The organism is Halorubrum tibetense (assembly GCF_055396225.1).
In genome coordinates this window covers 932911-951829 of record NZ_AP043742.1, presented here as the reverse complement: position 1 = coordinate 951829, position 18919 = coordinate 932911, and the positions used below count along the sequence as shown (strand labels likewise).

The 18919-nt window shown below is 68.9% G+C and carries 20 protein-coding genes; 14 read left to right on the top strand and 6 right to left on the bottom strand.

Annotation, left to right across the window (positions count from 1 at the left end; all coding sequences use genetic code 11):
- Positions 1-37: 37 nt before the first annotated feature.
- Complete coding sequence (locus ACZ5TV_RS04825) at positions 38-985, top strand: ABC transporter substrate-binding protein (protein ID WP_464384169.1); 948 nt, start codon at positions 38-40, stop codon at positions 983-985.
- 153 nt (positions 986-1138) lie between these two features.
- A complete protein-coding gene (locus tag ACZ5TV_RS04820) occupies positions 1139-1387 on the top strand; it encodes a DUF7861 family protein (protein WP_379782666.1) in 249 nt (82 codons plus the stop codon).
- A gap of 37 nt (positions 1388-1424) precedes the next feature.
- On the opposite strand, the gene ACZ5TV_RS04815 is transcribed toward ACZ5TV_RS04820, so the two are convergent.
- Positions 1425-2051, bottom strand: coding sequence for a class I SAM-dependent methyltransferase (locus ACZ5TV_RS04815; protein ID WP_379782664.1), 627 nt, complete (start codon positions 2049-2051; stop codon positions 1425-1427).
- A gap of 223 nt (positions 2052-2274) precedes the next feature.
- Here ACZ5TV_RS04815 and ACZ5TV_RS04810 point away from each other — a divergent pair, with 223 nt between their 5' ends.
- Complete coding sequence (locus ACZ5TV_RS04810; RefSeq protein WP_379782662.1) at positions 2275-4068, top strand: L-aspartate oxidase; 1794 nt, start codon at positions 2275-2277, stop codon at positions 4066-4068.
- Positions 4069-4163: 95 nt separating this feature from the next.
- Here ACZ5TV_RS04810 and ACZ5TV_RS04805 read toward each other — a convergent pair whose 3' ends face one another.
- Complete coding sequence (locus tag ACZ5TV_RS04805; protein ID WP_464384168.1) at positions 4164-4769, bottom strand: class I SAM-dependent methyltransferase; 606 nt, start codon at positions 4767-4769, stop codon at positions 4164-4166.
- A 157-nt stretch (positions 4770-4926) separates the two neighbouring features.
- Between ACZ5TV_RS04805 and ACZ5TV_RS04800 the strand changes: the two genes are divergently transcribed.
- From ACZ5TV_RS04800 to ACZ5TV_RS04780, 5 genes are all read left to right on the top strand, one after another.
- Entirely contained in the window at positions 4927-6024 is a 1098-nt protein-coding gene (locus ACZ5TV_RS04800) for a metal ABC transporter substrate-binding protein (protein WP_379781902.1), read from the top strand.
- A 58-nt stretch (positions 6025-6082) separates the two neighbouring features.
- Positions 6083-6877, top strand: coding sequence for a metal ABC transporter ATP-binding protein (locus ACZ5TV_RS04795; protein ID WP_379781904.1), 795 nt, complete (start codon positions 6083-6085; stop codon positions 6875-6877).
- A gap of 1 nt (position 6878) precedes the next feature.
- Complete coding sequence (locus ACZ5TV_RS04790; protein ID WP_379781906.1) at positions 6879-7874, top strand: metal ABC transporter permease; 996 nt, start codon at positions 6879-6881, stop codon at positions 7872-7874.
- A 109-nt stretch (positions 7875-7983) separates the two neighbouring features.
- Positions 7984-8997: an aldo/keto reductase gene (locus ACZ5TV_RS04785; RefSeq protein WP_379781908.1), complete on the top strand. Its 1014-nt coding sequence runs from the start codon at positions 7984-7986 to the stop codon at positions 8995-8997.
- Between the two features lie 170 nt (positions 8998-9167).
- Positions 9168-9485 carry an RPA12/RPB9/RPC11 RNA polymerase family protein gene (locus tag ACZ5TV_RS04780; protein ID WP_379781910.1) on the top strand — a complete coding sequence of 106 codons (318 nt, stop codon included), beginning with the start codon at positions 9168-9170 and terminating at the stop codon, positions 9483-9485.
- Between the two features lie 90 nt (positions 9486-9575).
- On the opposite strand, the gene ACZ5TV_RS04775 is transcribed toward ACZ5TV_RS04780, so the two are convergent.
- Together ACZ5TV_RS04775 and ACZ5TV_RS04770 are read right to left on the bottom strand one after the other, a co-directional pair.
- Complete coding sequence (locus ACZ5TV_RS04775; RefSeq protein WP_464384167.1) at positions 9576-10754, bottom strand: hypothetical protein; 1179 nt, start codon at positions 10752-10754, stop codon at positions 9576-9578.
- A gap of 192 nt (positions 10755-10946) precedes the next feature.
- Positions 10947-12035, bottom strand: a complete 1089-nt coding sequence (locus tag ACZ5TV_RS04770; protein WP_464384166.1) for an asparaginase — start codon at positions 12033-12035, stop codon at positions 10947-10949.
- A gap of 110 nt (positions 12036-12145) precedes the next feature.
- Between ACZ5TV_RS04770 and ACZ5TV_RS04765 the strand changes: the two genes are divergently transcribed.
- Together ACZ5TV_RS04765 and ACZ5TV_RS04760 are read left to right on the top strand one after the other, a co-directional pair.
- Complete coding sequence (locus tag ACZ5TV_RS04765; protein ID WP_464384165.1) at positions 12146-13804, top strand: DUF255 domain-containing protein; 1659 nt, start codon at positions 12146-12148, stop codon at positions 13802-13804.
- A gap of 123 nt (positions 13805-13927) precedes the next feature.
- A complete protein-coding gene (locus tag ACZ5TV_RS04760) occupies positions 13928-14734 on the top strand; it encodes a TrmB family transcriptional regulator (protein ID WP_379780392.1) in 807 nt (268 codons plus the stop codon).
- 26 nt (positions 14735-14760) lie between these two features.
- On the opposite strand, the gene mptA is transcribed toward ACZ5TV_RS04760, so the two are convergent.
- Together mptA and ACZ5TV_RS04750 are read right to left on the bottom strand one after the other, a co-directional pair.
- Positions 14761-15687 carry a GTP cyclohydrolase MptA gene (gene mptA / locus ACZ5TV_RS04755; protein ID WP_379780394.1) on the bottom strand — a complete coding sequence of 309 codons (927 nt, stop codon included), beginning with the start codon at positions 15685-15687 and terminating at the stop codon, positions 14761-14763.
- 152 nt (positions 15688-15839) lie between these two features.
- On the bottom strand, positions 15840-16250 hold the full coding sequence (locus tag ACZ5TV_RS04750) for a hypothetical protein (RefSeq protein ID WP_379780396.1): 411 nt from the start codon (positions 16248-16250) through the stop codon (positions 15840-15842).
- A gap of 143 nt (positions 16251-16393) precedes the next feature.
- Between ACZ5TV_RS04750 and ACZ5TV_RS04745 the strand changes: the two genes are divergently transcribed.
- From ACZ5TV_RS04745 to ACZ5TV_RS04730, 4 genes are all read left to right on the top strand, one after another.
- Positions 16394-16684, top strand: coding sequence for a 50S ribosomal protein L21e (locus ACZ5TV_RS04745; RefSeq protein ID WP_379780398.1), 291 nt, complete (start codon positions 16394-16396; stop codon positions 16682-16684).
- Between the two features lies 1 nt (position 16685).
- Positions 16686-17042, top strand: a complete 357-nt coding sequence (locus tag ACZ5TV_RS04740) for an RNA polymerase Rpb4 family protein (RefSeq protein ID WP_379780400.1) — start codon at positions 16686-16688, stop codon at positions 17040-17042.
- Between the two features lie 139 nt (positions 17043-17181).
- The gene (locus ACZ5TV_RS04735; RefSeq protein WP_379780402.1) at positions 17182-17895 is read left to right on the top strand and encodes a DUF655 domain-containing protein; all 714 of its coding nucleotides are present in this window, start codon (positions 17182-17184) and stop codon (positions 17893-17895) included.
- 55 nt (positions 17896-17950) lie between these two features.
- Complete coding sequence (locus ACZ5TV_RS04730; protein WP_464384164.1) at positions 17951-18919, top strand: 16S ribosomal RNA methyltransferase A; 969 nt, start codon at positions 17951-17953, stop codon at positions 18917-18919.

The following is an 18919-nucleotide window of genomic DNA, read 5'->3' as shown; positions in this document are numbered from 1 at the left end:
GGGAGACGTTTTTCTCCCTCCGACGACGAAGTGTCCCATGCGTGTCGTCACGCTGTTACCCTCCGCGACCGAGACGCTGTTCGCGCTCGGCGTCGAGCCAGTCGGCGTCTCCCACAGCTGTGATCACCCGCCAGCTGCCCGCGAGCTACCGACGCTCACGAGCACCGTCGTCGACCACGAGGGGCGTGAGGCGGCCGATATCGACGCACAGATGCGTGGCGTCGAGGGAGCGGTGTACGATCTCGACGTGGACCGGCTCGCCGGCCTCGATCCCGACCTCGTCATCACGCAGGCGACCTGTGACGTCTGTGCGGTCGACGCGGGGGCGGTTCACGCGGCTGCCGCATCGATCGACGCCGGCCCCGAAACACTGACGCTCGATCCGCACTCGTTCGCCGACGCGCTCGACGACGTGACACGGATCGGCGCGGCTGTCGATCGACGCGACGCGGCCGCGACGCTGCGGGCACGGCTATCCGACCGGGTCGACCGGGTTCGGAAGCGAGCGGAAGCCGCCGTCGCGGCGTCGGGACGTCCGCGGACCGCCGTCCTCGACTGGACAGATCCGCCGATCCGCGCCGGCCACTGGGTTCGGGATATGGTCGAGCTCGCCGGCGGCGACCCGGAGTTCCAGCCCTGCGGCCCGTCCGAGCCGGTCGCGTGGGACGATATCCGCGCGTTCGAGCCCGAGGTGCTCGTCGTCACGCCGTGCGGGTTCGACCGCGACCGCGCCGTCGCGGCGGTCGACGACCTGGCGGCCCACGCCGGGTGGGAGTCGATCCCCGCCGTCGGGAACGGCCGGGTGTACGCGGTCGACGGGAACGCGCTGTTCAACCGCCCGAGCCATCGGCTCGTCGACTCGCTGGAGGCCCTCTTCGCCTGTCTCCACCCCGACCACGCGGCCGCGACACCGTCGACGATCGACCGGATCGCGCGTGTCGACCGTCCCGTGACGACGCCGTCCGTTCGCCCCGACGGTGACTGAGCCGTGCGGACGGTTTTGTCTCTCGGGCACGTACGGTAGAACATGGACGATTCGTCGAAGGCGAGCGCTGCCGTCACCGACATCGCGGACCCCGACACGAACGAAAGGTGTAGGCTCGTGGCAGATCCGACTGGCGGAAACGGGGGATAGCCGGTGCCACACGACCGGATCCACGCACGACGACCGAGCCATCACGTCGACCGGTGGTCGGACGGACGGATCGAATCCATTGGGACCCGGGACGGGCACTGCGTCGTGACGGTCCGGCGGCCCGACGGCGAGACGGTCGAGCTCGTCGTCACGTTCGCCGTTCGCGACCTGTTCTTGGACCGGCTGGAGACGGACGGCGGATCCCCGGTCGGCGAGCGGGTGTGGTATCGAAAACGCGGCGACGGGCTGTGAGGGCCCGGGGGACCACGGCCGGGATCGCCGGCGACGCCTATCGCTCGGCGTCGGACGACGCCTGGCCCCCGACGAGCGCGTAGAAGGGGTCCCCGGCGCTCTGCACCTCCGTGATCCGCTCGGTCACACCCATGTCGCCAGCACGGAGGTAGTCGGCGACGAGGGCCGCGCGTCCGTCCATCGGCGCCTCGCGCCAGGCGCGGATCGCCTTCGTCGGGAACATCCGATTCGAGAAGCTCACCACGACGACCCCGCCGGGAGCGCGAACGCGGTCGAACTCGGCGAAGACGGCTTCGGGGCGTTGGAGATACTGTACCGACAGCGCACAGCAGACGGCATCGAACGCGTCGTCCGCGAGTGGGAGCGTCTGCTCGCCGTTGAGGTCCTGTACGAACCACTCGTCGTATCGGTCGTTCGCGCGTAGCTCCGCCTCGTTGAGGCCGTGACCGACGACGCGCCCGAGCTGCGTCTCGGGGAAGTGTGACACCCAGCTCCCCATCGCGTCGAAGACGCGGTCGCCGGGCTCGAATACATCAGCATACAGATCGGTCAGCCGATCGAGAAACGCGTCGTCGGCGTGTGTGACGTATCGCGGCGAGTCGTAGAATCGTCGGTCGTCCGTCTCGTCGAGTTTCCGACGGTCGGTCTCGGAGAGCGGTTCCATGACGGATCGTACGTGATCTGCGTACATCAACTGCTGGGCTCGATACGGGTGCGCCAACGCGTGATCGGTGGTGAAGCCGTTCTCACCCGGTGATTCGTCTCGTTGCTGGGGTTGTCGGGGGGTCCGTCTCGGAACCCTGTGTCATCTCATCACTGCGGGTTCCTTCCCGTCGTGCGCGCACGCGCGCGAGGGGTTAATGCGTGTCCGGCACGTTGGTTCACGTATGGGAACTGCGAGCGAAAGGGGCGGCGACGAGGCGATCCCCGACTACGAGCGCGTGGACGTCTCCGTGCTCGTTATCGGCGCGGGAGCGGCCGGCGCCCGGACGGCGATCGAGCTGGCAGACCGGGGCGTCGACGACGTGCTCGTATTAGGAAAACGGGGACACGGCGACGCGCACACGACGTGGGCTCGCGGGGGTATCAACGGCGCACTCGGAACCAACGACCCGGAGGACGATTGGGCGATCCACGCCGCCGACACGCTCAACGAGGGCCATTTCCTCAACGACCCCGAAAAGGTGGAGACGGTCACGAAGCAGATGCCGGATCGACTCCGCGAGCTGGACGAGTGGGGAATGGCGTTCTCGCGGACCGACGACGGCGGGATAGATCAGCGCTACTTCGGCGCACAGTCGTTTCGCCGGACCGCCTTCGCGGGCGACCACACCGGTGAATCGCTCCTCGACACGCTCGTCGGCGAGGCGCGGGAACGCGACGTGCCGTATCGGGAGAACGTCATGATCACGAAGCTCCTCTCGGACGGCGACCGCGTGCACGGGGCTGTCGGGTTCGATATGGACACCGGCGAGTTCGTGCTGATCAACGCCGGAAACGTCGTGCTCGCCGCCGGTGGGTACGCCGCGATCTACAACCGGCACACGTCCCGTGACGACGAGAACAACGGCGACGGCCCCGCGTTGGCGTACGACGCCGGGGCGACACTCATGGACGTGGAGTTCGTTCAGTTCCATCCGACCGGGATGGCTGTCGACGAGGACGACCCTGAGTGGGGACCGTGGAGCGGTCGGCTCGTGACCGAGGCCGTTCGCGGCGAGGGCGGGAGGCTGTACAACGCCGAGGGCGAACGGTTCATGGAGCGGTACTCGCCCGACCAGATGGAACTCGACGCGCGGGACGTTGTCGCCCGTGCCATCGCGTCGGAGGTCGCCGAGGGGCGCGGCACCGAGACCGGCGGGGTGTACCTCGACGTCTCGCATCGTGACGCCGAGTTCATCGCCGAGCGACTCCCCCGGATGTACGAGCGGTTCGCGGAGCTGGGCGTCGACATGGCTGAGGAACCGGTCGAGGTCGCGCCGACCGCGCACTACGGGATGGGCGGCGTCCGCGTTGATGCACACGGCGAGACGGCCGTCGACGGGCTGTTCGCCATCGGCGAGACGATGGCAGGGGTCCACGGGGCCAACCGTCTCGGTGGCAACTCCCTCGCCGAGACGGTCGCGTACGGCGTCGTCACCGGCGAGCGGATCGCCGACCGGGCCGACGGGCCGGGAACGGTGCCGGAGGGGGTTATCGAAGGGGTCTTCGAGCCACACGTCGCGGACCTCGCCGCCACTGCGGGCCAGGACGGGAGACACGACGCCGAGGCGCTGCTCGCCGAGCTGCGTGACCTCATGTGGGAGCACGCGGGGATCCTCAGGGAGGAGCCGTCCCTTCGGGCGGGGCTCGACCGTCTCGACGCGATCCGAGAGAAGGCGGCTGACCTCCGCGTCGGCGCCGTGACCGACCCGTCGTTCGAGTTCGCGATCGACCTCGGGTTCAGCCTGACGGTGGCCGAAGCCGTCCTCCGCGGCGCGTTAGAACGGACGGAGTCGAGAGGAGCCCACTACCGTACGGACCGGCCGGAAACGGCCGAGGAGTGGCGGCGCAACGTCCTGTTCGAGCCGACGGACATCGGTGGGATGGTCCCCAGCACGGCTCCCGTTGGAACGCCGAGCGATGCGGTTCGGGCCGCGCTCGACGAGGGGTACGAGCTGGACTATCACCAGCTCGAATGATCCGGCCGGCCGCGGGCACTGCGATCCGCCGTGGGCACCGTAGCCGATCCCGTCAGCCCGTCGGTAAGGCCCGGGGGTAGCGCGGTTCCGCGACCTCAGCGGTCCGCCGATCGCGTCGCGAAAACGAACTCGGTGCTGCTTCCCAGCGGATCCGTCGCGGTGACCGTCCGTATCCCCTCGAATCCGGCGTCACGCAGCTGTGCGAGCGTCCGATCGCGGCCCGGCGCGGAGAAGAACATCCGACCGCCCATCCAGCCCCGACGTACCGTCTCGAACCGACCGCTCGGGAGGGTCATGAGCAGTCGGCCGCCGGGCCGGAGAACGCGAGCGAAACCGTCGTATACTGCCGGATGACGCTCACGGGAGACGTGGAAGACGGCGTGGTACGCCGTGATCGCGTCGAAAGTGGCGGTCGCGAACGGGAGCGTCGCGAGGTCGCCCTGGACGAGCCGAGCGCGTGGCGTCCCGTCGGCAGCGAGCGCGAGCCCCCGGCGGGAGACGTCGAGACCGACGCTGTCGGCGGGGAGGTTCGCGAGCGTCCGCGCGCCGTCCCCGCAGCCGACGTCGAGGACGGCGGGCTCGGGCGGGAGCTCGTCGAGCAGGTCGTCTATCAGTGCCGCGTCCGACCCGTCGGGGTCCCGACGGGACGCGTACGTCTCGGCCACCGCGTCCCACGCCCGACGGACCTCGTTTCGATCCATATCCGACGGACGGGAGCGAGCCGCTTCACTCCTTTGACGATCCGTCGAGATCGGGTTATGGGGCGCTGAAATGCTTGCTGGTGGAATTTTTAGACGCATCTAATTATTTTGTTTGTATCGTAACGTATATCCCTCGCTCCCGACTGAGTATTCGGTGATGACCGATCTCAGGGACGAGACTAGTCGGCGCGGATCGAGACGGAACGATCGATCGCCGTCGGGGCGGGCCGGATCGACCGGGTCGACCGGCTCGGCCAGCTCCGCCGAGTCGGGCGATCGAACGCTCTCCAGGCGCGCCGCGCTCGGCGGTATCGCGGGGGCGACGGTCGCCGTCGGGTCGACGCTCGGACTCGCCGGCTGTCTCGGCGAGGATCCACAGGGGAGTGGATCGGACGGGAACGCCGGCGAGGACGACGACCGGCCCACGGTGTTCGCCACGATGCCGGCGGTGTGGGACTTCGTCCGCCAGGTCGCCGGCGACAACATCGAGGCGATCGACCTCGTGCCGGTCGGCGAGCACGGCCACGACTGGAACCCCGAACCCGGGACGGTACAGGAACTCGACCGCGCGGACGGCTTCGTCTACCTCCGGGACTTCTCCAGCTGGCAGGACGACGCCGCCGAACAGCTCGCGGACGCCGATGTCGTCGTCGTTGAGGCCTCCGAGGGGATCGACTTCTTCGACAGTCCCGCAGAAGACAACGACGAACATTGGTGGATGGATCCGATCGAGTGTCAGACGGGCGTCGAGAACGTCGCCGACGGACTCGCGGAGATCGACCCCGACAACGCCGAGGAGTACGCCGAGAACGCCGCCGATTTCAACGAGGAACTACAGGAGCTCCACGAGGACTTCGAGGCTATCGTCGACCGCGCGGAGCTGAACGAGCTCGTCGTCGGCACCCACGACTCCTTCCAGTGGTGGAACCGACGCTACGGGCTCGACATCTACTCACCGGTCGGGACCTCGCCGGACGACGCCGCATCGCCCGGAGACGTCCAGGAGATAGAGGAGCTGATCGCGGAGTTCGGCATCGGCCACGTCCTCTACGACGTCGGCGAGCCGGGACAGCTCGCGGCGTCGCTGGCGGACGAAACGGAGACGACGGTGCTCCCGCTGTCGCCCGTCGAGACTCAGATCGACGGCACCCCGCCGATCGGCGGCGACCTGACGATGGAGTCCGACTGGGGGTACATCGACCACTTCCGCGAGATCAACCTCCCGTCGATAGCGACGGCGTTGCGAGCGGACTGAACGGAGACCGAAGACATATGCCTTCGAGACGAATCCCATCCGACAGCAAGGGTACCGAATGACGCCGGCAATCGTCGCCGAGAACGTCCAGTTCGCGTACGGAGACACGCCCGTGTTGAGCGACGTCTCCCTGACCGTTGAGGAGGGCGAATTTCTCGGGCTCGTCGGTCCCAACGGCTCGGGGAAGACGACGCTGCTGAAGATCCTGCTCGGGCTCAAAACCCCCGACTCGGGATCGGTTCGACTGTTCGACACGCCCGCACGGGCGTTTACGGACGGCACGCGGCTCGGCTACGTCTCCCAGCAGTCGAGCGAGGCCGACGCGACCATGCCAGTCACCGTCCGGGAGGTCGTCACGATGGGCCGGTACGCACACGCCGGGATCCGCCGGCTCAGCGAGGCCGACCGTCGCGCGGTCGACGAGGCGCTCGACCGGGTCGGTATCGCGGCGCTCGCGGATCGACGGATCAACCGACTATCCGGCGGCCAGAAACAGCGAGCGTACATCGCCCGGGCGCTCGCGAGCGAGGCTGACCTCCTCGCCCTCGACGAACCCACTGTCGGCGTCGATACCGACTCAGTCGAGCGGTTCTACCGCCTGCTCGACGAGCTCAACGACGAGGGGATCACCATTGTCCTCATCGAGCACGACGTCGGACTGCTGGCCGAGCACGCGACCACGATGGCGTGTCTCGACGGGGAGCTGTACGCACACGACGAGACGCGACCGTTCCTCGAAAGCGACGCCTTAGAGCGGGTGTTCGGCTCCGCGCGATCCGTCCGCGCCGACGCGCTGGGCCGAGATGCTGACGCGCTGGCTGGAGAGGCCGACTCGCTGGCCGGAGGCGACTGAGATGGCGACGAGCGACCGACTTGCGGACGCCTTCCCGCCACAGAGCGCCGCCCGACGGCTCGGGATCGTCGCAGGGGTCGGCGTCCCCGCGGGGCTCGCGATCGTGTCGTTCATCGTCTGGGTGTTCCCGCCGTTGTACGAGGCGTTCTGGGGGGTGACGTGTTCGACCGCCGGCGTTTGGCTCGTCTGTAGCGGGTTCCTCCAGCGCGGGTTCACCGCCGGGATCCTGATCGGCATCACTGCCCCCATCGTCGGCGCGTACTTGGTCAACCGGCAGATGGCGCTCATCGGTGAGGCGCTCGCCCACACCGCGTTCGGTGGGGTCGCGATCGGACTGTTCATCGGCGCGGCGGTGCCGACGCTGGACTACCCGCTCCTGTTCGCGCTCGTCGCGGCCGCGATCGGCGCGCTCGGAATGCAGTGGATCGCGGTCAACACCGACGGATACGCCGACATCCCCATCGCGATCATGCTCACCGGTGGGTTCGCGGTCGGGATCGCGGTGATCTCCTACGGCGTCGTGTTCAGCGCGACCGTCGAGAGCTACCTGTTCGGCGACATCCTGTTCGTTCCCTTCCGGAACGTCCAACTCATGGTCGGGTTGACGATGCTCGTCGCGGGGGTCGTCGCACTGACGCACAAACAGCTCCTCTTTATCACGTTCGACCGGGAGGCGGCGCGGCTCGCGCGGATCGACGTGTGGTTCTACGACACCCTGCTGATCGTGTTGACCGCGCTCGTCGTCGTCGCGGCGATGCAGGTGCTCGGCGCGATCCTCGTCGCCGGCATGCTGGTCATCCCCGTCGCCGCCGCCATGCAGGTGACGGGGAGCTTCAACGGGGGGCTCGTGTTGTCGGTCGTCTTCGGCCAGGTCGCAGTGCTGGGCGGCATCTTCGTCTCGTACGCCCTCAACATCGCGACGGGTGCGACGATCATCCTCGTGGCTATCGCGCTGTACCTCCTCGCCCTGGCGATCGGAACGCTCCTGGGCCGGTGACGAACCCGTCCCTGTAGCGGCGTTTCGCGCCGCTTCGCGGGCGGATCACGTGAACCGGTACCATCCGGTTTCTCCAGTCTTTTGCCGTGACGACGTGAACGGTGACGCGATGACACCCGCACTCGACGAGATCGACCTCGACACCGTCACGCTCGGACGGACGGGCCTCCGAACGAGCGAACTCCAGTTCGGTACGTGGCGCTTCGGCCGCGTGACCGAGGCCGGCAACGTGGAGATCGGCGAGGAGCGCGCACACGAGCTGCTCGACGCCTACGCCGAGGCGGGCGGTCGCTACATCGACACGGCCGACGTGTACGGCGGCGGCGACTGTGAACGCTGGATCGGCGACTGGCTCGCGGACCGCGACCGCGAGCGCTACACGATCGCCTCGAAGATCTACTGGCAGATCCGCGAGGACGACCCGAACAGCCGGGGGACGAACCGAAAGAACCTCCGACACCGACTCGACGCCCTACTCGACCGGCTCGACACGGACTACGTCGACGTCCTCTACATCCACCGGTGGGACGACGAGACGCCGGCTCGTGAACTGATGAAGACGCTCAACGGGCTCGTCGACGACGGCAAAGTCCACTACCTCGGCGCGTCTACGATGCGACCCAACGCGTGGAAGGTCGCTCGTGCCAACGAGATCGCGAAGGCGGAGGGATGGGAGCCGTTCACCGTCCTCCAGCCGCGGTACAACCTCGTCGACCGCGAGGTCGAGGGGGACTACCTTGAGTTCGCGCGCCAGCAGGAGCTGGCCGTCTGCCCGTGGAGCCCGCTCGGACAGGGCTTCCTGACCGGGAAGTACGACCGCGACGCCGATCTCCCCGACGACTCGAAAGCGGCCGAGTCGAGTCGCTTTCAGGAAGCGTACCTCACCGAGGAGAACTTCCATCTCCACGACGAGCTCGACGGCGTCGCCGACGAGGTCGACGCCTCGCCGGCACAGGTCGCGCTCGCGTGGCTCTCCCACCGCGACGGCGTCACCGCACCCATCGTCGGCGCGCGGACCGTGGACCAGCTCACGGAGAACCTCGCGAGCGCGACGATCGATCTCTCCGACGAGCAGGTCGACCGACTCACCGCTGCGAAGTCCGGGCCGTACGACGACTTATAAGAGACAGCCGTACAACGACTTATAAGAGACAGCCGTACAACGACTTATAAAGGGCAGCCGTACAACGACTTATAAGAGACAGCCGTACGATCGAGGCGAGTCGTCGCCGGCGATCCACGACGGATCGGAGGTTAACACCTATATCCGACAACGATGTACGATCGCGGTATATGCAATTCTGTGACGAATGCGGTTCGGTGATGCACACGGAGGGCGACACGTGGGTGTGTCGTTCCTGTGGGGCCGAGGAGCCGCGGGACTCGCAAGCGGAGGCGGCGATGACGACCCAGGACGGCCAGCGGGACGACGGGGCCCCCGCCGTGGCTGATGCGACCCGGGACGCCTCCGAGACGATGCGGGAACCCTGTCCGGCGGCCGACTGCGACAGCGACCGCGCGTACTACGAGATGATGCCGAAACCGGGCGGATCCTACGAAGTTCGGCTGTTCACCTGCGTCGAGTGTGGCCACAAGTGGCGCGACTCCTGACGGCGCGTCCCCCGAACCCAGCCGCTCGCGTATCCCCCGTCGGCGACTCCGTGGTCCGTCGCCGATCGGGTGGTCGGGGTGGCTGACCGGTTAGCCGACGTAGTCGAAGGCGACGGCGAGGTCGTCCGCGCCCCAGAAGGTGAACCGGTAGCGGCCGGGTTCGAGGTCGGGGCACACGCGAAGGTGGTCCTCGTGGGGACCGCCCTCGATCAGCCCGTCCTCGGTCATCGTGAACGACCACTCGACGGTCTCGCCCGGTCTCGTCGAGACGAGCTCGTCCGTGTACGCGAACCGGGAGGCGTCGTCGCCGCCGCGCACCTCGGTCCACCCCTCCTCGGTGTACAGTTCGATGGTGTACTTCCCGTGATTACCGACGCCGATGTCGTGTGCGGCCACGTTCGTCATCTCCACGCGGAACTCGTCGCCCCGTTCGAGCCGGAGCGCCTCGTCCGCGTCGTCGCCGTCGTACGCGGGATTCACGAGCCGCAGTTCCAGCCCCTCGTCGTCGCCGACGCTCCCGCCGGAGCCCCAGTTCACGTCGTCGGCGATCGACGGGTGTCGCTCGAACTCGTCGTCCGGACAGGTGAGCGCGGCCGGCACGGTCGCCGGCTCGCCGCTCGGCCGGACGAACCCGTCGAGCGACGCGGGGTCTCGAACCCCGTCCGCCCCACTGATCTCGTCGCTGTCGCCCCAGCCGTTGGTGACGGTGAGTCGCAGTCGCTCGGGGAGCGACGCCGCTGTGACCCGGACCATCGCGCCCGAGTAGGTGACCGCCTCGCCGCAGGCGACGTCGCCGTCGGCGTCGTCGGCCGTGCTCGCGACCGCCGCGTTCCCGACCAGCGTCGCGTCGCTGACGCCGAGCTCCGCGAACTCGATCAGCGAGTCACACGTCGTCGGGCCGACCGACTCGACGTACGCGATGACCGACTCCTCGAAATCAGTCGCCTCGAGGAACGCCACGGTCTCCTCGTCCGCCTCGTCGTAGATCCAGCTCGCGTCCCCCGGCTCCGTGATCAACAGCCCGGTCCCGACCCGGTCGTCGTGTCGCCACGCGGGCCCCGAGAGCGCCCGCCCGACTTGGTGGACCTCGGTCTCGACAGCGGTCACGTCCCCTCCGAGATCGTCGTCGTTCCCGTCGCCGCCGTTTTCGTCGCCGCCGTTCCCGGTCCCCGGGTCGAGGTCGCCGTCCTCGACGCAGCCGGCGAGCGCGGCGGCCGCGGCCGTGGTTCCGATGCCATACAGCGCCGTTCGTCGGGTGATCTCGTTCATACCTACGGGTACGTGAGGGATACATAAGGGCTTCGTGTAAGCACAAAGAACTCTCTGTGCTTCCCGAGATCGATGGACAGCGGCCGGATCTCGGAAGTCATTCTCGCGTGATACTGCCTCACACGATATCGGTTCACACGATACTGCTCTACATACTCGAGTGCGACCGCGCCTCTCAGGGACACGCCTCCCTTACTTCGGCGCGAACAACCGGGGGAGCTCCTCTCGGGACAGTCCGGCCGCCAGCCCGAGCGCGAGTCCGACCCGGGCCTTCGCGGCCGGGAGATCGCTCGCGAAGACGACCCCGTGGTCGGCCAGCGTCACCGCCCCGCCGGGCGTTCCGTACACCGGCTCGGTCGGGCCCGCTGGCGGCCGCCCGGCGACGACCACGGGAACGGACTCGACGGCCTCACGGATCGCGTCGCCGATCGCGGCCGTCACGTTGCCGAGGCCGGTCCCCTCGACCACGACCCCGCCGACGCCCGCGTTCAGGGCGCGCTCGATCGCCCCCGCCCCCGCGCCGGTGCCCGAGTGTATCACCGGGACCTCGGGGACGCGGTCGGCCGCCGACGCCGGGGGTTCGGGCGGGGCTTCGGGCGTGGATCCGGATGCGGACCCGGGCGCGGGATCGCCGACGTCGAGCGGACCATCCGGCCCCGCGAGCGGGTCGACGGCGACCCGCCGCTGCGGCTCCCGGAGGAGCCGCGACCCACCTCGTGTGAACGTGGCGACGGGGCCCGCTCCCGGCGAGGTCATCGTCGACAGCGCGTTGCTGTGGCCCTTCACCACGTCGCGGGCGGCGTGGAGCTCGTCGTCGAACGCGACGTGGACTCCCGCAGAGAACCGAGGGTCGGCGGCCGCCCGGACCGCGAGCGTTAGGTTCGCCGGCGCGTCGCTCGACGGCTCGTCCAGTCGACGCTGTGCGCCGGTCACGACGACTGGTACCGACAGGTCGGTGAGGACGTCGAGCGCGTAGGCGGTGTCCGCGAGCGTGTCGGTGCCGTGAGTAACGACGATCCCGTCCGCGCCGTCGGCGACCGCCGCGCGGGCGGTCGCCGCGGTCGCGAGCACGTCGCGCCAGCGCACGTCGAACCCCGGCTGCGAGCAGACCTCTCGCGCGGAGACGGTCGCGTGCGCCTCGACGCCCGGGACGGCCGCGACGAGGTCGTCGCCGGTTTTCGCCGGCGCGGCCCCGCCCGTGTCCGGTTCGGACGCGATCGTTCCGCCGCAGGCGACGACACACACGCGTGGCGTTGCTCCGTGGTCGGCTTCGGTCGTCATACGGATCGGGTGGGTGGGCGGGGATAAACCGCTTCGCACCTCGTCGTCGACGACTCCGGGATCGCGGCCGTCTCGAAGCGCTTACCCACGCGCCGACCCGACTCGCGTCCATGACCGAGGGGACCCGCGTCGAGTGGCGCGACTGGGGCCGAGAGGCGTTCGCCGAGGCCGACGACCGCGACCGTCCGGTGTTGCTGTCGCTGTCGGCGACGTGGTGTGAGGGGTGTCACGAGATGGACGCGACCACCTACGCCGAACCGCGCGTGGCCGCCAACGTCAACGAGTGGTTCGTCCCGATCCGCGTCGACGTCGACCGCCACCCACGGGTCCGCGAGCGGTACAACATGGGTGGGTTCCCGACGACCGCCTTCCTCACGCCCGAAGGGGAGCTGCTCACGGGCGCGGGGTATCTCGGCGTCGACGGGATGCGCCAGGTGCTCGAATCCGTCCGCACGATGTGGGTCGAGGAGGGTCGAGCGGCGGGGCGGGTGCCCCGTGCGCTGAACGGGGACCGGCCGCCAGCCGGCGCGCTCTCCGAGGCGATCGAGAGTCACCTCGCGGGGCAGCTGGAACAGCAGTACGACGCCGAGTACGCGGGCTGGGGGACGGACGCGAAGTTCCCGCTCCCGCACACCGTGGAGTTCGCGCTGAAACGCGACCGCGACCGCGCCCTGCGAACCCTCGACGCGATCCGTGACCACCTCGCCGACGATGTCGCCGGCGGGTTCTTCCGGTTCGCCGGCTCGCGCGACTGGGGCGATATCGCCTACGAGAAGCCCGCCGACACCAACGCCGCGGTCGCGCGAGCGTTCGCGAACGCCTACCTTTACACCGGCGAGGAGGCGTATCGCGAGCCCGCCGCGGCCACGGTCGAGTTCCTCACGGACGACCTCTGGACCGGGTACGGTGTCGGGGGCAGCCTCGGCCCGGGGCTCGGTCGCGCGTACTACGCCGCACCCGCCGCCGACCGCGCCGAGCTCGACTCCCCCCGTCGTGATCTCACCGTCCTCGCCGGCGCGAACGCGCTCGCAGCCGACGCCCTCCTCGCCGTCGCCGCCTACACGGACGACGAGGACGCCCGTGAGTACGGCGCGCGGATCCTCGACGGGCTCGAACACGACCTGATCGACCCCGACACCGGCGAGGTGACTCGCTACCGCGCGAACGGGGAAACGGGCGAGACGGACCTCCTCGAAGACGTCTCGCGCGTTCTCGGCGCGTACGTCCGCGGGGCGGGCGTGCTCGGCGAGGGGGCGGCGGTCGCCCGCGCGGTCGCCGACCGGGCGATCGAACGGCTCCACGTCGACGGCTCGTTCGTGGACGGGCCGCGGTCGGGACCGGCGTTGCTCGACCACCCGTTCCGCCCGCTCGACGGCAACGTGACGCTGGCGTCGGCGCTGCTCGACCTCGCGGCGCTCACCGGCGAGGACCGGTACCGCGCGGTGGCCCGCGAGACGGCCGAGTCGTTCGCGGGCGCGACGGAGCGGCTGGGGGTCCAGGTCGCCGGCTACGGGAGTCTCGTCGGTCGACTGCTCCGCGGGACGACCGCGGTCGCCGTCGGGACCCCACCCGGCAGCGACCTTCATCGCGCGGCCTGGCGGATCGCCGACCACGAGAAGGTCGTCGCGCCGAACGCCCACCGCTCGGACGCGCCGACGCCCGAACCCGTTCCCGAGGGAACGGCGGTCGTCGTCGCCGACGGCGTCGCCTCCGAGCCCGCAGCAACGCCGGACGAGTTGATGGCGCGGGTCGCCGAGACGATCGAGTGAGCCGCGAAGCGACGATTCGACCCGTCGTCACGCCGATTCGCCCGCGCCGATCCGGAGAGATCCACATCCCAACTGGTGTAAACGTCCGACGTGTTTATGATGGGGGCGGCGGTAGTCGATGGTATGGCATCCCTTCGTGACCTCGGGCTCTCCGAGTACGAGGCCCGAGCGTATCGCGCGCTGTTGCGGACCGGTCCGACGACGGCAAAGGACCTCTCGCGAGCCAGCGAGGTTCCGATGGGGCGTATCTACGACGTGCTCAACAGCTTGGAACAGCACGACCTCGTCCGGAGCCAGGCCGCCAGCCGGCCGAAAAAATACGTCGCGGTCGAGCCCGACGCCGCGCTCGACCGCCTGCTGGAGGAGAAAGAGCGCGAGCTCGAAGCCCAGGCCGAACAGTACGCGACGGTCGTCGAGGAGCTGTCGACGGAGCTCGACGCCGGCCAACCCGTCGAGGAGGGGTTCTGGACGGCGGCAGTCGGCGGTGAGGACGCTACCGATCTCCTCTTAGAACGGATCGCGGCGGCCGAGCGGCGGATGGTCGTCGTCGCCGGCGCGCCCGCGACTGGATTCGACCTCGGGACTATCGGCGAGCGCGTCACCGAGGAGCTGGAGTCGGCGCTGGACCGCGGCGTCGAGGTCCGCGTGTTGCTGTCGCCGGAGACGGTAGACGCGCTCCCCCGGAGCGTGGGCCGCCGGTATACGGCCGAGCTCGCCGGCAACGAGGGGTTCTCCGTCCGGACGACTCCAGGCGTCGACGGGACGTTCAACGTGTTCGACGGCGTCGAGGTGTGTATCGAGGTCCCGCATCCGCTCTCTGACGACGAGCCGTTCGCGATGATCGATATCAAAGATGCGGAGTTCGCCGCGAGCGTGAAAGAGGAGTTCGAACCCCGGTGGGAGGCCGCGGAGCCGCTGCGGTTCGACTGACTGAGAGGGCTCGTTCCCGCCGTCGACTACTCGCCGAGCTCGTCGCGGAGGTCACCCATCGTGACCTCGCGTTCGGCGTGTGCGTTGTGCTGGTGGATCGACTCGTCGTTCGACTGTTTCATCCGGATCACGGCGTCGTCGGAGAGGTGATCGAACTCCTCGATGGTACCCTCCGCCAGCGCCCGTACGCAGTCCTCGACGAACTTCGCGTTCGCGTGGGCGTGGTAGGTCATGTGGTCCTCGTCCGGCCGTTTCGCCATGTTGTATATCCGCGCGCTCATCGAGTCGCGGGCGACGTCGATCACGTCCCGGAGGTCGACGTTCGGATGGTCGTCGGTCGTGATCGTCAGCGTGGCGTGGCCCCGCTGGGAGTGGCCCGGCTGTGGCACGGCATCGAGGAACGCCTCCGTCGTCTCGTCGTCCACGCCGAGCTCGTGGAGCTTCTCCCGAGCTCGCGACTCCGACATCCCCTGCGAGCAGGGACAGACCGTCATCCCCGTGACCTCTGCGCCGATCTCCGCGCGTGTCCCCTCGTCGGTCGCGGTCGCGCTGGCGATGATCGTCGCTGTACTCTGTGTTTCGAGCCCCGACGCCGGCGTGTCCTCGCGGGTGACGAGCTCCGCCGACATCGACACCTCCGCCGTGGTGGTGTAGTCGTGTTTCTCCAACAGACGCTCGGCCGCGTCGCCACAGACGTCCTCGACGCGGTACGCCTCCTCGCGGGTGATCTCCTCGAGTATCTCGTCGATCGTCGCCAGGTTTCGGGACATGTCGATCCCCTTCCGGCCACCGGGGAGGTCGACGAACACCTCGAACTCGGCCATCAACACGATCGGCCGGTCGTCGCCACGGGCGAGCTTGACGAGTTTCTCCACGCCGGTGACGCCGACCTGGGAGAGACCGACACTGACGTCAGGAGCGGACGCCTGTACGTCCGGCAGCTGGTGACTCATTTCGAACAGTTTAGGAGATGGTGTAGATTAGTGCTTTCGATAGGGGTACTCGCCTCGGGATCCGGCGACGCGTACGCGTGCAGTATGATGTTGCGTCCAGTCGGCCAGGGCTCGTTGCGTCCAGTCGGCCAGGACTCGCCGCGACCGCTCAGTCAATCCCCGTCGCCGTCCGATCGTTCGGCTTTCAGCTGCCGGACCTCGCGGTCCACGTCGAGCTCCTCGAGCTCGTCGAGACTGACGGTCACCGTAGCCGGCTCCCCGCGGTCGTCGTTGTCCCCCGCGCGTCGACCGCCCCCGCTCTCGTCATCCGCCCGTCGGCCTCCTCTCACGTCCCCGTCCGTTTCGGATCCCCGGTTGGCCTCCTTCGCCGTCGACCCGCCGAGCCGGGCGTCGAGCCGCCGGACCACCACGTACGTCGTGACGGCGGTCCCCACGGCGACGGCCCCGTAGGCGGCCACTAGCGCCTCCGCGCCGAACCGAGCTTCTAACACCGGGCCGGCGAGCCACGCGAACACGCAGACGCCTACCAGGAACCCCGTGGCGACCGGAACGGCTCTGTCCATGCCACCGGTTCGTCGTCCGGGGCCAAAGCCCTTCCTCGTCGAGCGGGCGTCTCGGAGGGTGAGCCCGGAGCCCGCCCGCACGGCCGGTTCGGGACGTAACGCACCATTTATAACCGCGGCAGCGGAACCGTACCTTAACGACCATGCCGAGTTCCAATGGGCCCCAGAAGGCGACCCGAGACAAGCTGTCGAACAAGCCGAGAGACCGCGGCACGTCGCCGCCACAGCGCGCGATCCAGGAGTTCGAGGATGGGACGCGAGTCCACCTCAAGATCGACCCCAGCGTCCAGGAAGGTCGCTTCCACCCCCGGTTCGACGGCCGGACCGGGACCGTGACCGGCAAGCAGGGCGCGGCGTTCACGGTGGAGATCACGGACGGCGGCAAAACGAAGACGCTCATCGTCCGTGCCGCCCACATGAGCCGTCAGCACTGAGATGACGATATTCAAGGAGAAGATCAGCGAGGAGTACGTCACCACGGCCGAGGCCAAGGCGATCCTCGCGGAGATCGAGGCGGACCGCGCCGAGGACGAGGATCGTGACCTCCGGTACGAGCTCGCCCGAGCGATCGAGCACGCCAACCGGTTCGCACACCTCGACGCCGAGGAGTCCCGCGAGCTCGTCGAGGAGCTCGCCGAGCTCGACCCGATCGACGTCCCGACCGCGATCAAGATCGCGGACCTCCTCCCCGAGGACCGAACGGAGCTCCGCTCGGTGTTCGCACAGGAGCGTTACTCGCTCGACGGCGACGAGCTCGACGACGTGTTGAACGTCGTCGCGAAGTACGCCTGACGGCACCCTCACGGCCCGACTTCCGTCCCGACGTTCAGGCCGAACCGGACCGGCGTTCAGCCCAGACTGGCCCGATGTTCGGTCCGGACGGACCCGATCGGACGGCGAGTTTTTACCCCTTCGTGCGATAACCTTTCACATGACCATGGACGACGCCGCCGTCCCCGAGGACAGGCCCCGTCCCGACGGCGGGACGGAGGAGGGATCGACGGACACGACGGGCGAGACCACCGGTACGGCCGAGGATCGTGTGGATCCGGGAGACGAGGACGGCTCGACGGGTGAGGCGGGCGATTCGACGGACGAGCCGGTCGGCCCGACCGCGGTCGTCCTCGACGTGCTCCCGAACGGTCGGCCCGACGACGACCGTCCGGCGTACCAGAAGTCGCCGGTCGCGTACGCCCTCGGCGCGCCGTCGTTCCGGCTGTACGAGATCACGCTCGACGAGGACACGGACGTCTCCGTGAGCGACCGGATCGCGCTTGACGGGCCGAACGTCTCCCGCTATCGGGAGGTCGGGTTCGACGATATTACTCGTAACGCGGCCGCCGAGGTCGAGTACGCGGTCGAGGCGATCGTCGACGCCGACGAACGCCGGTTCGTCGACTTCTACAACGAGGCGGAACCGATCACCCTGCGGCTCCACCAGCTCAACCTGCTACCCGGCGTCGGCAAGAAACTGCGGAACAACGTGCTCGACGAGCGGAAACGCGGCCCGTTCGAGCGCTTCGAGGAGGTCGAAGAACGGGTGTCCGGACTCCACCGCCCGCGGGAGGTGATCGTCGAACGGATCGTCGAGGAGATCCGCAAGGAGGACCTGAAGTACCGGCGGTTCGCCGGCTACGAGGGGTGAGTCGGGTCGCACGTCGAAACGGGACTTTTACCCCGAACGGGGGTCTACCGCGCTCATGACCGACCGATCGCTGGATGGGGAACCCGTGTACGGAGCCCGCGACCCGGACGCGCTCGCCCGACGGGCCGGGACCCGCGCGGACCCCGACCACGATCAACACTTCCTCGTCGACGACCGCGTCCTCGACCGGTTGCCGACGTATCTCCCGGACGACGCAGACACGAGCCACGTTCTCGAGATCGGTGGCGGCGCGGGCGCGCTCACCGACCGGCTGCTGGCGCTCGTCGACGCCCCGGGCGACATGGACGGAGCCGCGACCGACGACATCACTACCGACGGTCCGTCTGCCGACCACCTCGCTGACGGTCCGTCTGTCGACCGCCGCCTCTCGGTGATCGAGCGCGACCCCGCGTTCGCCGCGTTCCTCCGCGAGGAGTTCGCCGACGCGGTCGCTGCCGGGACGCTCGACGTGATCGCGGGCGACGCGCTCGAGGTCCCGTTCCCGCCGTTCACCGCCTGCGTCGCGAACCTACCGTACGGCGTCTCCTCGGAGATCGCCTTCCGGCTGCTGCCAACGAAGCGGCCGCTCGTGTTGACGTTTCAGGCGGAGTTCGCGGATCGGATGGTCGCCTCGGCGGGCGAGTCCGAGTACGGCCGGCTCTCCGTCTCCGCACAGCACTACGCGGCCGTCGAGATCGTCGAACGGATCCCCAAGGAGGCGTTCGACCCCCAGCCGGCCGTCGAGAGCGCGGTCGTCAGGTGTACGCCACGTGACCCCGAGTACGTGGTCGACGACGAGGCGTTCTTCCTCCGGTTCGTGAAGGCGCTGTTCACCCAGCGTCGCAAGACCGTCCGCAACGCGATCCGCAACACCGGCCACATCTCCGGGCTCGACGACCCGGAAGCGGTCGTGGCGGCGACCGACGAGGAGCTGCTCCGACAGCGACCGGGGAAGCTCGACCCGTCGGCGTTCGCCGCGCTCGCCGCGCTCGCCCGCGAGCACGGCTCCCCGACGGAGGTCTGA